Genomic DNA, 13,283 nt, shown 5'->3' on the forward strand with positions numbered 1-13,283 from the left:
GCAACCATGCCAGAAACTGAATACGGCAGGAAGGGCGCGGGCCGCGGGCGTAATCCGCTGCGCGATCCGCGTGACCGCCGTTTGAACCGGATTGCCGGTCCGTCGTCGTTGGTCCTTTTTGGGGTGACGGGTGACTTGGCCCGGAAGAAGTTGATGCCGGCTGTTTATGACCTTGCGAATCGTGGGTTGTTGCCGCCGAGTTTCGCGCTGGTGGGGTTTGGCCGGCGTGCGTGGAGTGACGCCGATTTCGCCGCCCAGGTGAAGGACTCGGTGCAGGCGCATGCGCGGACGCCGTTTGATGAGGCGGTGTGGAACCAGCTCTCGGAGGGCATCCGGTTTGTCCAGGGCGAGTTCGACGACGACGCGGCGTTTGAGCGCCTGGGCGAGACCATCAAGGAACTCGACGATGTCCGGGGCACCCGGGGGAACCACGCGTTTTATTTGTCGATCCCGCCCAAGGCCTTCGAGCAGGTCTGCCGGCAGTTGTCCAAGCACGGCCTGGCGCAGGCTGAGGGGGACAAGTGGCGGCGGGTGGTGATCGAGAAACCCTTCGGCCATGACCTGGAGTCGGCGCGGAAGCTGAACGACATTGTCGAGTCGGTGTTCCCGCCGGATGCCGTGTTCCGGATTGACCATTACCTGGGCAAGGAGACGGTGCAGAACATCCTGGCGCTGCGGTTCGCGAACCAGCTGTTCGAGCCGTTGTGGAACGCGAACTACGTGGACCACGTCCAGATCACGATGGCCGAGGACATCGGCACCGGCGGCCGCGCCGGGTATTACGACGGCGTGGGTGCGGCGCGGGATGTCATCCAGAACCACCTGCTGCAGCTGCTGGCGCTGACGGCGATGGAGGAACCGATCTCGTTCAACGCCGATGACCTGCGCGCGGAGAAGGAAAAGGTCCTCGCCGCGGTCAAGCTCCCGGACGATTTGTCGACGCATTCGGCACGGGGGCAGTTCACCGGCGGCTGGCAGGGTGGGGAACAGGTCCAGGGCTACCTGGAAGAAGAAGGCATCCCTGCCGATTCGACCACGGAGACCTACGCGGCAATTCGGGTGGACATTCACACCCGGCGTTGGTCCGGGGTGCCGTTCTACCTGCGCGCCGGGAAGCGGTTGGGCCGCCGCGTGACGGAGATCGCGGTGGTGTTCAAGCGCGCCCCCAACCTGCTCTTCCGTGACCACGGGGAGGATGATTTCGGGCAGAACGCGGTGGTGATCCGGGTCCAGCCCGATGAGGGCGTGACGATCCGGTTCGGGTCCAAGGTTCCCGGTACCCAGATGGAAGTCCGCGATGTGACGATGGACTTCGGGTACGGGCACTCGTTCACCGAATCCAGCCCGGAAGCCTACGAACGGCTGATCCTGGATGTGCTGCTCGGTGAGCCGCCGCTGTTCCCCCGCCATGAGGAAGTGGAGCTGTCCTGGAAGATCCTTGACCCGTTCGAGGAATACTGGGCCTCCCTGGGTGAGCAGCCTGAACCCTATGCCCCCGGCTCCTGGGGACCCTCCTCTGCTGATGAGCTGCTGGCCCGTGACGGACGAACCTGGAGAAGGCCATGATCGTTAACCTGCCCGATACCACCACCTCGAAGGTCTCCAAGGAACTGATGGCCCTGCGCGAGCAGGGCGGCGTGATCGCCCTGGGCCGGGTCCTGACCCTGGTCGTGGTCACGAAGTCGGGGCTGGAGGAAGAAGCGATCGAGGCCGCGAACGACGCCTCCCGTGAACACCCCTGCCGGATCATCGTCCTCGCCGATGCCGGGAAGGACCACGCGGACCGGCTCGACGCCCAGATCCGGGTCGGCGGGGACGCCGGCGCGTCGGAGGTGATCGTGCTGCGCGGCTACGGCCAACTCGCGCACGAATCCGAATCCCTCGTCGCTGCGTTGCTGCTCCCGGACGCACCCATCGTGGCCTGGTGGCCGCACGGCGCCCCGCAGAACGCCTGCGAGACTTCCATCGGCGCGATCGCGCACCGCCGGATCACCGACTCCGCGAATGAACCCGACCCCCAGGCAGCCCTCGAGCGCATCCACCGGACCTACAAGGCCGGTGATACCGACCTCGCCTGGACACGCCTAACCAACTGGCGCATCCAGCTCGCGGCCGCACTGGACGAAGCCGACTCCTCCCCGGTCACTGCGGTCGCAGTGGAAGGAGCGTCGGACTCGCCGAGCACCATCCTCCTCGCCGCCTGGCTCACGCTGACCCTGGACGCGCCTGTCACCATCGTCGCGGACCCGGCCGGGACGGGCATACGCCGCGTCCGGCTCACCCGCCCGGGCGGTGACATCCAGCTCTTGCGGCCCGGGCTCTCCATCGCCGAACTCACCCAACCCGGCCAACCGGCGCAGCGCATCTCCCTGCCGCGCCGCAGCCTCCGCGACTGCCTCGCCGAGGAACTGCGCCGGCTCGACCCGGATGAAGTGTTTGGCGAAGTGATTACTATGGGACTGCCACGAACCAATCTAAGGAGCGTCCGACCCAGTGAGCGTTGACCCAAGAGTAAGCATTCATCCTGATTCGTCCGTCCTCATGGCTGCCATCGCGGCGCGCCTGATCACCAAGCTCGTTGATGTGCAGGACAAGTACGGCGAAGCCACCGTGGTGCTCACCGGGGGAACGGTGGGTATCGGCACGCTGAAGGCTGTTGCTGACTCTCCGGCGGCGCCCGCCGTCGACTGGTCGAAGGTCAATTTCTGGTGGGGGGACGAGCGTTTCGTCGCGTCGGCCGACCCGGACCGGAACACCAAGCAGGCGTTCGATGCCCTGCTGTCACACATCCCGGTGGACCCTGACCGGGTCCACTCCCCGGGATCGTCCGATGACTTCGGCACGCCGGAAGAGGCAGCGGACGACTATGCCCGGCAGCTGCGTGATGCTGCCGCCGCCGAACACGCTGCCGACATGTCGGATGACCGGCCAGAGGAGCCTTCGTCCCTCCCCCGGCTGGATGTGGTGCTGCTCGGTGTCGGTCCTGACGCCCATGTGGCGTCGCTCTTCCCCGAGCAGGCCGGAATCCGCGAGAAGGAGCGGACGGTGGTTGGCGTGCGGAATTCGCCCAAGCCACCGCCGCTGCGCGTTTCCCTCACCCTGCCGGCCATCAACACTGCAGCGGAGGTATGGATGGTGGTGGCAGGCGAGGACAAGGCCGGTGCGGTAGGGCTGGCTCTGGCGGGCGCGAACCCTGTCCAGGTGCCTGCCGCGGGGCCCCGGGGCACATCCCGTACCCTGTGGCTGATCGACGAGAACGCGGCCTCACGTGTCCCGCAGCAGCTCGTCCGGAAGGACGCCGCGGGCGCGTAGCTTTTCCAGCGCTCCGGCCAGGACGTCTTCTGCGTCCTGGCCGGAGCGCCGCTCTTTAACGTACTCAAGGTGGCTCTTGTAACCGTCGTCAAACGGGTCGTCCGCAGCCGCTGCCTGTCCGTCCCGGGAGGCAATCCCACCGCATCTCCGGCAGTCCCATGTCAGCGGAATCTGGTCCTCCGGCATCTTCAGGAAGACAGGCTGGGTCTCATGGCCTTTCGCGCACCAGTACGATACCCGGATGCGCGGCAGCGGATGGGGGCTCGGATCGCTCGACTGCAGGCTGGATCCGGAACCTGCGGTAACGCCGGCACGGGTACCCCGGAAGCCAGATGCTGGATGGACCATTGCAACTCCTGCCGTGAAGCGGAACGCTGGAACGTCCGCGGCTTAAACAGAACTGTGGCTGCCGGGTGAACCGACAGCCACAGTCTAGATGGCCGGGAGGGACTGCAGCAGTGCCGCAAGACCCTATCCGCGAAGGGTTTTACGAGTCGCCGCCACTGAAGCGCATGATCAGGCCGAGCGCGATGATGACCACGCCCCAGGTCACCCCCAGGATGATGGTGAAGCGGTTCAGGTTACGTTCAGCCACACCCGATGAGCTCAGCCCGGAGCTCATCCCGCCGCCGAACATGTCGGACAGGCCACCTCCGCGCCCCTTGTGCAGGAGGATCAGCAGCGTCAGCAGGAGGCTGGTGATGCCCAGGAGGATCTGCAGGATGACATGAAGAACGTCCACGACGGCCTTTCGGAAGTTGGGATTGCTGGAGTGTGCGCTGGTGCCGGACTAGTCCGTGACCAGGTGGCTCTCGAACCTGACAATATTAGCAAACTCGGCCGGATCGAGGCTGGCGCCACCCACCAGGACACCGTCCACGTCGGGTTCCTGCAGGATGGCGGCGGCGTTGTTCGCCTTAACGGAACCGCCGTAGAGCAGGCGGGTTTTGGCTGCCACGTCGGCTCCGAAGATGGTCTGCAAGTCCGCCCGGATGGCGGCGCACATTTCCTGTGCGTCCCCGGGGCCGGCCACCTCTCCGGTGCCGATGGCCCAGACAGGCTCGTAGGCCACCACGAGTTCGGCTGCCTGCTCGTTGGTCAGCCCCGCTACGCCGGCGCGGAGCTGCTGGAGGGTGTGCTCCACGTGGGTTCCGGCCTGGCGGATTTCCAGTCCTTCACCGACGCAGAGGACGGGGGTTATCCCGTGCTTGAAGGCGGCCTTGACCTTGGCGTTGAGGACGTCGTCGGACTCGTTGTGGATGGTGCGGCGTTCGCTGTGGCCCACCAGCACGTACTTGCACCCGAGCTTGGCCAGGAACTGGCCGGAGATGTCCCCCGTGTAGGCGCCGGAATCGAACTGCGACAGGTCCTGGCCGCCGTAGGCAACCTGAAGGTCGTCGCCCTGGACAAGCGTCTGCACACCGCGCAGGTCGGTGAACGGCGGGAAGACGGCAACCTCCACCCGGCTGTAGTCGTGCTTGGCATCGGAGAGGGTCCAGGCCAGCTTCTGCAGGAGGGTGATGCCCTGCACGTGGTCCATGTTCATCTTCCAGTTGCCCGCGATGAAGGGCTTGCGGTCAAAAGCGCCGTTCGTTGACGTTGTCACGTAATCTCCAAAAAAGTACTTGATATGTGTTCGGCCGGCAGGCTGCCACAGGCAACCTGCCGGCCGGAGGACTGCAAAGTCCGTTTGTGCAGCGGCCGCGGGGCTAGCGGTCCAGGACGCTGAGCCCGGGCAGTTCCTTGCCCTCGAGGTATTCCAGGCTGGCGCCGCCGCCGGTGGAAATGTGGCCGAACTGGTCGTCCGCGAAGCCCAGGGTGCGGACTGCCGCCGCGGAGTCGCCGCCGCCCACCACGGTAAACGCATCGGTCTCCGTCAGGGCCTGCGCGATGGCACGGGTGCCGGCTGAGAACGCCTCGAATTCGAAGACGCCCATGGGACCGTTCCAGAAGACCGTGCGTGCGCCCTTGATCCGCTCCGCGAAGGCGGCCGCCGAGTCCGGTCCGATGTCCAGGCCGATGCCCTGGGCCCCGAAGCTGCTGCTTTCGATGGCGTCCGCCGGGACGGTTTCATGGGCGGCGTCGGCGGCGAACTTCTCCGCCACGACAACATCCGTGGGCACCACGAATTCGGTGCCGGCGTGCGCTGCCCGCTTCAGGTAGTCCTGGACCACGGGGATCTGGTCTTCTTCCAGCAGGCTGGAAGCCACCTTGTGGCCGGCCGCGGCGAGGAAGGTGAACAGCATGCCGCCACCCACCAGGATGGTGTCTGCCTTGCCCAGCAGGTTGTCGATGACGGCGAGCTTGTCCGAAACCTTGGAACCGCCGAGCACCACCACGTAGGGGCGCTGCGTATCTGCGGTGAGCTTGCGCAGCACCTCCACTTCGGTGTGCACGAGGTCGCCGAGGTAGGACGGCAGCCGGGTGGCGACGTCGTAAACGCTGGCGTGCTTGCGGTGCACGGCCCCGAAGGCGTCATCCACGTACGCTCCGTTGCCGCCCGTCAGGGCCACCAGCTCGTCAGCGAAGGCGCCGCGTTCGGCGTCGTCCTTGCTGGTCTCACGGGCGTCGAAGCGCACGTTTTCCAGGACCAGCACCTCGCCGTCCTGCAGCGAGGCTGCAGCTTCCTTGGCGAAGCCGCCTACCGTGTCCCCAGCCAGGGAGACCTTGAAGTCCGCGAGTTCCGCAAGGCGGGCCACGGCGGGCTTGAGGGAGTACTTTTCCTCGGGGGCGCCCTTGGGGCGTCCGAGGTGGGCTGTTACCAGCACGCGGGCACCGGCGTCCGTGAGCTTTGACAGCACTGGAAGTGAGGCCTTGATGCGGCCGTCGTCAGTGACTGTAGAGCCGTCGAGCGGCACATTCAGGTCACTACGAACCAGAATGTACCGCCCGCGGACACCTTCAGCGATGAGTTCGTTGAGGGTGTGAAGTGTCATGTGTCTAACCCTAGCCCAGCTTGGCTGCCACAAGCTCCGTAAGGTCGACGAGGCGGTTGGAGTAGCCCCATTCGTTGTCATACCAGGAAACAACCTTGACCTGGTTGCCGATGACCTTGGTCAGGCCGGCGTCGAAGATGGACGAGGCGGGGTCACCGACGATATCGGAGGAGACGATGGGCTCTTCCGTGTAGGTCAGGAAGCCCTGCAGTTCCTCGGACTCGGCGGCACGCTTGAGGGCGGCGTTGACTTCCTCCACGGTGGTCTCGCGGGAGACCGTGACGGTGAGGTCGGTGGCGGAGCCGGTGGGCACGGGAACGCGGATGGCATAGCCGTCCAGCTTGCCCTTGAGCTCCGGCAGGACCAGGCCGATGGCCTTGGCGGCACCGGTGGAGGTGGGGACCATGTTGATGGCTGCGGCGCGTGCACGGCGCAGGTCCTTGTGCGGGCCGTCCTGCAGGTTCTGGTCGGCGGTGTAGGCGTGCACGGTGGTCATCAGGCCGCGCTCGATGCCGAATTCATCGTTGACCACCTTGGCCAGCGGGCCGAGGCAGTTGGTGGTGCAGGACGCGTTGGAAATGATGTTGTGCTTGGCGTTGTCGTACAGGTGGTGGTTGACACCCATGACAATGGTGATGTCCTCGTCCGAGGCGGGAGCGGAGATCAGGACCTTCTTGGCGCCTGCATCGATGTGCTTCTGCGCGTCGGCCGCCTTGGTGAAGAAGCCGGTGGATTCAATGACGATGTCCACGCCGAGCTCACCCCAAGGCAGGTTGGCGGGGTCGCGCTCGGCCAGGACCTTGACGACGTTGCCGTTGACGACGATGTTGCCGTCCTTGACCTCGATGGTTTCCTTCAGGCGGCCGCCTACGGAGTCGTACTTGAACAGGTGCGCCAGGGCCTCGGGGCTGGTGAGGTCATTGACGGCAACGATTTCCAGGTCCGCGCCCTGGGCAAGCGCTGCGCGGAAGTAGTTGCGGCCAATGCGGCCAAAGCCGTTGATACCAATACGGGTCGTCACTTTTACAGTCTCCTTGGTGCTTTCAAAAGCACTACTAGTTGAGCGGGCGTTCAAGCCAACTAACAGATCCCGCACGCCATTGGGCAGAGATGATGAACACGGAGGGCGACCAGCCTCATTGCTGAAGGCTAACCGCCTTCCGTGACCTATCTTACGTTTAACTGGGTCCGCCCCCGCAAGTGCGGGGGCGGACGGTCCACATCCCGGCCCGTTTAAGTCCGAATGTGAAGTTTGTTACACCGTGCTGCCGGCGGCTACGGGAGGGTGATGAGTCCCGTGGCGCTGGTGCGGGCGGCTTCGAAGCGCTTGGCGACGTCGGCCCAGTTCACGATGTTCCAGAACGCCTTGACGTAGTCGGCCTTGACGTTGACGTAGTCGAGGTAGAAGGCGTGCTCCCACATGTCCAGCATCAGCAGCGGGGTGGTGCCCAGTGCCGTGTTGCCCTGCTGGTCGTAGAGCTGCTCGATGACCAGGTTCCCGCCGATGGGCTCGTAGGCCAGGAAGCCCCAGCCGGAGCCCTGCAGGCCGAGGGCGGCTGCGGAGAACTGGGCGCGGAACGCATCGAAGGAACCGAAGGCGTCGTCGATGGCGGCCGCGAGTTCACCTTCGGGCTTGTCGCCGCCGTCCGGGGAAAGGTTGTTCCAGAAGACGGAGTGGTTGACGTGGCCGCCGGTGTGGAACGCAAGGTCCTTGGAGAGCCGGTTGATGTTGGCGAAATCGCCCTTTTCCCGTGCTTCGGCAAGCTGGGCAAGCGCATTGTTGGCGCCTGCAACGTAGGCAGCGTGGTGCTTGCTGTGGTGCAGCTCCATGATCCGCGCCGAGATGTGCGGCTCGAGGGCGGCGTAGTCGTACTTGAGTTCGGGCAATACGTACTCAGTCACAAAATCCTCCAATATCGTGGACACGCGGTCCGGTTGGTAACTCTCGGATTGTGCATCCGGGCGTCTGGCGCCCGGAATCTTTTTGATTCTATGGGCCTGCTACTCGTCCAGCATTTCGGGCGTCACATTGGCGTCCGTTCCGGGAATCCCCAGGTCAAGTGCGCGTTTGTCGGCCATGGCCAGCAGCCGCCGGATCCGGCCGGCGATCGCGTCCTTGGTCATGACGGGGTCGGCGAGCCGGCCCAGTTCGTCCAGGCTGGCCTGCTTGTGCGCCACCCGCAGCTCACCGGCGTATTTGAGGTGGTCCGGGACGTCGTCGCCGAGGATTTCCAGGGCCCGCTCCACGCGGGCACCGGCGGCGACGGCGGCCTGCGCGGACCGGCGGAGGTTGGCGTCGTCGAAGTTTGCCAGCCTGTTGGCGGTGGCGCGGACCTCTTTGCGCATGCGGCGCTCCTCCCACACCATGAGGGCATCGTGGGCACCCATGCGGGTGAGGAGGGCCGCGATGGTGTCGCCGTCGCGGATCACTACGCGGTCCACGCCCCGGACTTCACGCGCCTTGGCCTGGATGTCCAGCCGGCGCGCGGCCCCCACCAGGGCAAGCGCCGACTCCGGCCCCGGGCAAGTCACCTCCAGGGAAGAGGACCTGCCCGGTTCCGTCAGGGATCCATGGGCCAGGAATGCGCCGCGCCAGACGGCCTCCGCGTCGGCGGCGGAACCATTGACGACGGCGGACGGCAGGCCGCGCACGGGTCGGCCGCGGCCATCCAGGAGCCCGGTCTGCCGGGCCAGAGCCTCGCCGTCGCGGACGACGCGCACCACGTACCGGCTGGCACGCCGCAGTCCCCCGGCGGAGACGACGATGATCTCGCTCTGGTGGCCGTACACCTCGGCGATCGCCGCCCGCAGCCGGCGGGCGGTGGAGGCGAGGTCGACTTCCGCTTCGATGACGATCCGGCCCGAGATGATGTGCAGTCCCCCGGCAAACCGGAGCATTGCGGAGACTTCAGCCTTCCGCACGGATGACTTCTTGATGTCCAGACGGGACAGTTCTTCCTTGACTGATGATGTCAGTGCCATGGCACCTTCCTAACTGTTCCCGAAAATGTCCTGGTACGCCGTGGCCAGCCGCAGCGGCTCGTGGACGGGGCGGCGCCCTGACGCCCCTACTTTACCCAAGACCACCTCGGCGCCGATCATCCCGGCCGCCTCCTCGAACTCCTGCCGGTCCGGGACGGACGCGGGGTCGGCGAGCACGACGTCGACGCTGAACTCCGGTGCGTACCGCCGCAGGACGTGCAGATGGTCGGCTGCGGTCATCCCGCTGGTTTCCTTCGTGTCCACGGCCAGGTTCATGGTCAGGCAGCGTTTAGCAGGAGTGCTGCACAGGGCCTGCCGCATTTCCGGCAGGAGCAGGTGGGGCAGGACTGATGTGTACCAGGAGCCGGGGCCCAGGATGACCCAGTCCGCCAGTTCGATGGCCGTCAGGGCCTCAACGCAGGCGGGCGCGGCCTTGGGCAGGAGCCGCACCTCTTCCAGCGATCCGGCCACGGCGCAGCGGGCCTGCCCCCGGATGGTCTGCACCGCGGTGGCGCCGTCGGGTGCTGTTACCCGGACGTCGCCTTCGATGGTGAGCGGGACCGTGGACATGGGCAGAACCTGGCCGCGTGCGCCAAGCAGCGCACCGGCCCACCGGAGCCCGGCGACGGTATCGCCGAGCAGTTCCCACAGGGTAACGATCAGCAGGTTACCCATGGCATGGTCGTCCAGCGAGCCACCGGGGCCTTTGCCGGGGCGGAACCGGTGCTGCATGACGTCCCGCCAGGTGCGCCCCCAGTCTGTGTCATCGCACAGCGCAGACAGTGCCATCCGGAGGTCACCCGGCGGAAGGACACCGTACTCTTCGCGCAGACGCCCGGACGAGCCGCCGTCGTCCGCCACTGTGACGACCGCGGTGAGCTCGGAGGTGAGCAGGCGCAGCGCCGAAAGCGAGGCCGAGAGCCCATGCCCGCCGCCCAGGGCAACAACGTTGGGGCCCTTGTCCTGCTGCGCTGAAGCCGATCCGGCGGCGGGCGGCACCAGGGGCAGGGCACCGGTGAACAGCGCCATTATTCGCGGCCCAGGTCCCGGTGGGCGGTGGTCACCGTGACCCGCGGGTACTGGGCCAGCTTCTTGGAAAGTTCGACGGCGACCGCAACGGAGCGGTGCTTGCCGCCGGTGCAGCCCACGGCAATGGTGGCGTAGTGCTTGTTTTCCCGGCGGTAACCCTCCAGGACGGGCTCGAGCGCCAGCACATAGCGGTCCACGAAGCTCTTCACGCCTTCGGCTTCCAGCACATAGTCGCTGACGTCCTTGTCCAGCCCGGTCTGCGGCCGCAGTTGCGGCACCCAGTGCGGGTTGGGGATGAACCGGACGTCCGCGACGTAGTTCGCGTCCACGGGCAGGCCGTATTTGAAGCCGAAGCTCATGACATTGAGCCGGAGGGCGACGGGACCTGTTTCGCTGAACAGCTCGGTGATGGCCGTGGCAAGGCCATGGACGTTGTAGTTGGAGGTGTCCAGGACGACGTCGGAGCTGTCGCGCAGTTCCTGCAGCAATTCACGTTCAGCGGCGATGCCGTCGAGGATCCGCCCGCCGCCCTGCAGGGGGTGCGGGCGCCGGCCCTGCTCGAAGCGCCGGACCAGCACGTTGTCGCTGGCGTCCAGGAACAGCACGCGGAAGGTCACCCCACTGGCGGCCAGGGCTCCCAGGGCGGAGCGGATGTCTGCGAAGAGGCCCTTGCTGCGGACGTCGATGACCACCGCCAGCCGGGGAATGGACTGCGGGGCGTGCGAAACGAGCTCGGCGAGGGTCCCCAGCATTTGTGGCGGCAGGTTCTCCACGACATACCAGCCGTGGTCCTCGAGCGCGTCGGCGGCGGTGCTCCGTCCGGCGCCGGACATTCCGGTGACCACCAGCAGCTCCGCTTCGAGCGGTTTGACCGGCTCCAGCCCGTCCTCCCCTGCTCCGGATTCCGCCGTCGTGTCTGCCATCAAGTCCGCCCCGTTTCCCTTGTCGTCGCGGGGCGGCCGCGCCGGCCTTAACCCCGTCCTTTACCCTAGCTAAGATTCGACGATTTCGCCGGTGGTCATGTTGATCGCCGGCAGCGCGGCCTCCGCACGGTCGAGGGCGAAGTGGTTCACGATGGCGCTGGCAAGCGCCGGGCCGATTCCCTTCGCCTGTGACAGTTCCTCCGCGGTGGCTGCCTTCACGCCCTTGACGGAGCCGAAGTGCGCCAGCAGGGCCTTGCGCTTGGATGAGCCCAGGCCGGGCACGGCATCCAGGGCCGAGATGGTCATGGCCTTGCCGCGCTTTTGGCGGTGGAACGTGATGGCGAAACGGTGTGCCTCGTCGCGGATCCGCTGCAGCAGGTACAGCCCCTGGGACGTCCGCGGCAGGATGACCGGAAAGTCGCTGTCGGGCAGCCAGACTTCCTCCAGCCGCTTGGCCAGCCCCACCACGTAGACGTCATCGACGCCCAGGTCCTTGAGGGCGCGGGCCGCGGCGTTCACCTGGGGCTGGCCGCCGTCCACCACCACCAGGTTGGGCGGGTAGGCGAACTTTGCCTTCGGCGCCGGCGTGGTGGTGTCCAGTGCGGCATCTTCCCCAGCAGTTCCGACCGGGCCGGCTGAGAGGGCGGATTCATCCACCTGCGCGGACTTGTCCTGGAGGTAATACCGGAACCGCCGGGTGAGGACGTCATGCATGGCCGCCGTATCATCGGCGGCGGCAGGGCCAGTAATGGAGAACTTCCGGTAGTCGGACTTCTTCGGCAGCCCGTCCTCCACCACCACCATGGATGCCACCACATTGGTTCCCTGCACGTGCGAGACGTCAAAACATTCGATCCGCAGGAGCGGCACCGGCAGGTCCAGCGCTTCCTGCAGTTCCTGGAGCGCCTGGGACCGCACGGTGATGTCTCCGGCCCGGCGGGTCTTGTGCAGCTTCAGTGCGTGCTCTGCGTTTTCGCGCACCGTCGACATCAGCGCCGCCTTGTCGCCGCGCTGGGGAACCCTGATGTCCACCTTGGCCCCGCGGATGCCGCCCAGCCATTTGGCAAGGTCTTCGGCGTTGCTTGGCGCCACCGGCACCAGGACCTCGCGGGGCAGCCGGCCATGGGTGTCGCCGTCCTCGCCGTAGACCTGTTGCAGGAGGTGCTCCACCAGGTCCGGGGTGGAGAAGTCCTCCACCTTTTCCACCACCCAGCCCCGCTGCCCGCGGATCCGGCCACCGCGGACGTGGAAAACCTGGACCGCCGCCTCAAGCTCGTCCTCGTGCAGGGCAAAGACGTCGGCGTCGGTGTCCTCTGCCAGCACCACGGCGTTGCGCTCAAAGACCTTCCGCAGCGCGGTGATGTCATCGCGGAGGCGGGCAGCACGTTCGTAGTCAAGCTCCGCCACTGCCTCGGCCATCTGCTTTTCCAGCTTGGCGATGAAGCGTTTGGCCTCGCCGCCCATGAAAGCGCAGAAATCCTCTGCGAGGGCCCGGTGGTCCGCCGGGGAGATCCTGCCCACGCAGGGTGCCGAGCACTTGTCGATGTAGCCCAGCAGGCACGGCCGGCCACTGGCTTCGGCCCGCTTAAAGACGCCGGGGCTGCAGCTGCGCACGGGAAAGACCCGCAGCAGGGTGTCCATGGTTTCCCGGATGGCCCCGGCGGTGTAAGGACCGAAATAGCGGGTGCCCTTCCGCTTGTCCCCCCGCATGACCTGGACCCGCGGGTACTTCTCGCCCATGGTCACCGCAAGGTAGGGGTACGTCTTGTCGTCGCGGAAGACGACGTTGAAGCGTGGCTTGAATTCCTTGATCCAGGTGTATTCGAGCTGCAGCGACTCCAGTTCGCTGCCCACCACGGTCCATTCCACGCTGCTGGCAGCGTGGACCATGGCGTAGGTTTTGGGCAGCAGCCCGGCGGGGTTGGCGAAGTAGGAGTTCAGCCGGGACCGGAGGCTTTTGGCCTTGCCTACATAGATGACCCGGCCGTGCGGATCACGGAACCGGTAGACGCCCGGATTGGTGGGAATTTCACCTGTCTTAGGGCGGTAACTTGCTGGATTTGCCACCTATCCAGTCTACTGAGGCCGGCCGGTGTCATTG

At 66.2% G+C, this 13,283-nt stretch carries 13 protein-coding genes; 3 read left to right on the forward strand and 10 right to left on the reverse strand.

The features are described from left to right. Positions 1-6 precede the first annotated feature (6 nt). Genes zwf through pgl form a run of 3 tightly spaced genes read left to right on the forward strand, consistent with a single transcriptional unit; the run spans position 7 to position 3,312 of the window. A complete protein-coding gene (gene zwf / locus AC2JAJ_RS18315) occupies positions 7-1,566 on the forward strand; it encodes a glucose-6-phosphate dehydrogenase (RefSeq protein ID WP_221385637.1) in 1,560 nt (519 codons plus the stop codon). Then, positions 1,563-2,504: a glucose-6-phosphate dehydrogenase assembly protein OpcA gene (locus AC2JAJ_RS18320; RefSeq protein WP_486414945.1), complete on the forward strand. Its 942-nt coding sequence runs from the start codon at positions 1,563-1,565 to the stop codon at positions 2,502-2,504. The genes zwf and AC2JAJ_RS18320 overlap by 4 nt, the downstream gene beginning before the upstream one ends. A 37-nt stretch (positions 2,505-2,541) precedes the next feature. Further along, positions 2,542-3,312, forward strand: a complete 771-nt coding sequence (gene pgl / locus AC2JAJ_RS18325) for a 6-phosphogluconolactonase (RefSeq protein WP_473697571.1) — start codon at positions 2,542-2,544, stop codon at positions 3,310-3,312. Here pgl and AC2JAJ_RS18330 read toward each other — a convergent pair. The 10 genes from AC2JAJ_RS18330 to uvrC all read right to left on the reverse strand — a co-directional run bounded on the left by AC2JAJ_RS18330 (position 3,265) and on the right by uvrC (position 13,249). Next, positions 3,265-3,660, reverse strand: coding sequence for an RNA polymerase-binding protein RbpA (locus AC2JAJ_RS18330; protein WP_221385640.1), 396 nt, complete (start codon positions 3,658-3,660; stop codon positions 3,265-3,267). The two genes, pgl and AC2JAJ_RS18330, sit on opposite strands and share 48 nt — an antisense overlap. Before the next feature lie 139 nt (positions 3,661-3,799). Further along, positions 3,800-4,054, reverse strand: a complete 255-nt coding sequence (gene secG, locus AC2JAJ_RS18335; protein ID WP_142133911.1) for a preprotein translocase subunit SecG — start codon at positions 4,052-4,054, stop codon at positions 3,800-3,802. Positions 4,055-4,102: 48 nt separating this feature from the next. Then, positions 4,103-4,918, reverse strand: a complete 816-nt coding sequence (gene tpiA, locus AC2JAJ_RS18340) for a triose-phosphate isomerase (protein WP_486414944.1) — start codon at positions 4,916-4,918, stop codon at positions 4,103-4,105. A gap of 103 nt (positions 4,919-5,021) precedes the next feature. Further along, positions 5,022-6,248 carry a phosphoglycerate kinase gene (locus AC2JAJ_RS18345; RefSeq protein WP_486414943.1) on the reverse strand — a complete coding sequence of 409 codons (1,227 nt, stop codon included), beginning with the start codon at positions 6,246-6,248 and terminating at the stop codon, positions 5,022-5,024. Positions 6,249-6,258: 10 nt separating this feature from the next. Beyond that, positions 6,259-7,269, reverse strand: coding sequence for a type I glyceraldehyde-3-phosphate dehydrogenase (gap, locus tag AC2JAJ_RS18350; protein ID WP_221385643.1), 1,011 nt, complete (start codon positions 7,267-7,269; stop codon positions 6,259-6,261). A gap of 254 nt (positions 7,270-7,523) precedes the next feature. Continuing rightward, complete coding sequence (locus AC2JAJ_RS18355; RefSeq protein ID WP_221385644.1) at positions 7,524-8,150, reverse strand: superoxide dismutase; 627 nt, start codon at positions 8,148-8,150, stop codon at positions 7,524-7,526. Positions 8,151-8,249: 99 nt separating this feature from the next. Further along, positions 8,250-9,230 carry a DNA-binding protein WhiA gene (gene whiA, locus AC2JAJ_RS18360; RefSeq protein WP_013600892.1) on the reverse strand — a complete coding sequence of 327 codons (981 nt, stop codon included), beginning with the start codon at positions 9,228-9,230 and terminating at the stop codon, positions 8,250-8,252. A 9-nt stretch (positions 9,231-9,239) separates the two neighbouring features. Further along, on the reverse strand, positions 9,240-10,259 hold the full coding sequence (locus AC2JAJ_RS18365) for a gluconeogenesis factor YvcK family protein (protein WP_486414942.1): 1,020 nt from the start codon (positions 10,257-10,259) through the stop codon (positions 9,240-9,242). After that, the gene (rapZ, locus tag AC2JAJ_RS18370; RefSeq protein WP_221385646.1) at positions 10,259-11,182 is read right to left on the reverse strand and encodes an RNase adapter RapZ; all 924 of its coding nucleotides are present in this window, start codon (positions 11,180-11,182) and stop codon (positions 10,259-10,261) included. The genes AC2JAJ_RS18365 and rapZ overlap by 1 nt, the downstream gene beginning before the upstream one ends. A gap of 69 nt (positions 11,183-11,251) precedes the next feature. After that, the gene (gene uvrC, locus AC2JAJ_RS18375; protein ID WP_486414941.1) at positions 11,252-13,249 is read right to left on the reverse strand and encodes an excinuclease ABC subunit UvrC; all 1,998 of its coding nucleotides are present in this window, start codon (positions 13,247-13,249) and stop codon (positions 11,252-11,254) included. Positions 13,250-13,283 lie beyond the last annotated feature (34 nt).

Source organism: Arthrobacter sp. MOO21 (assembly GCF_057369995.2).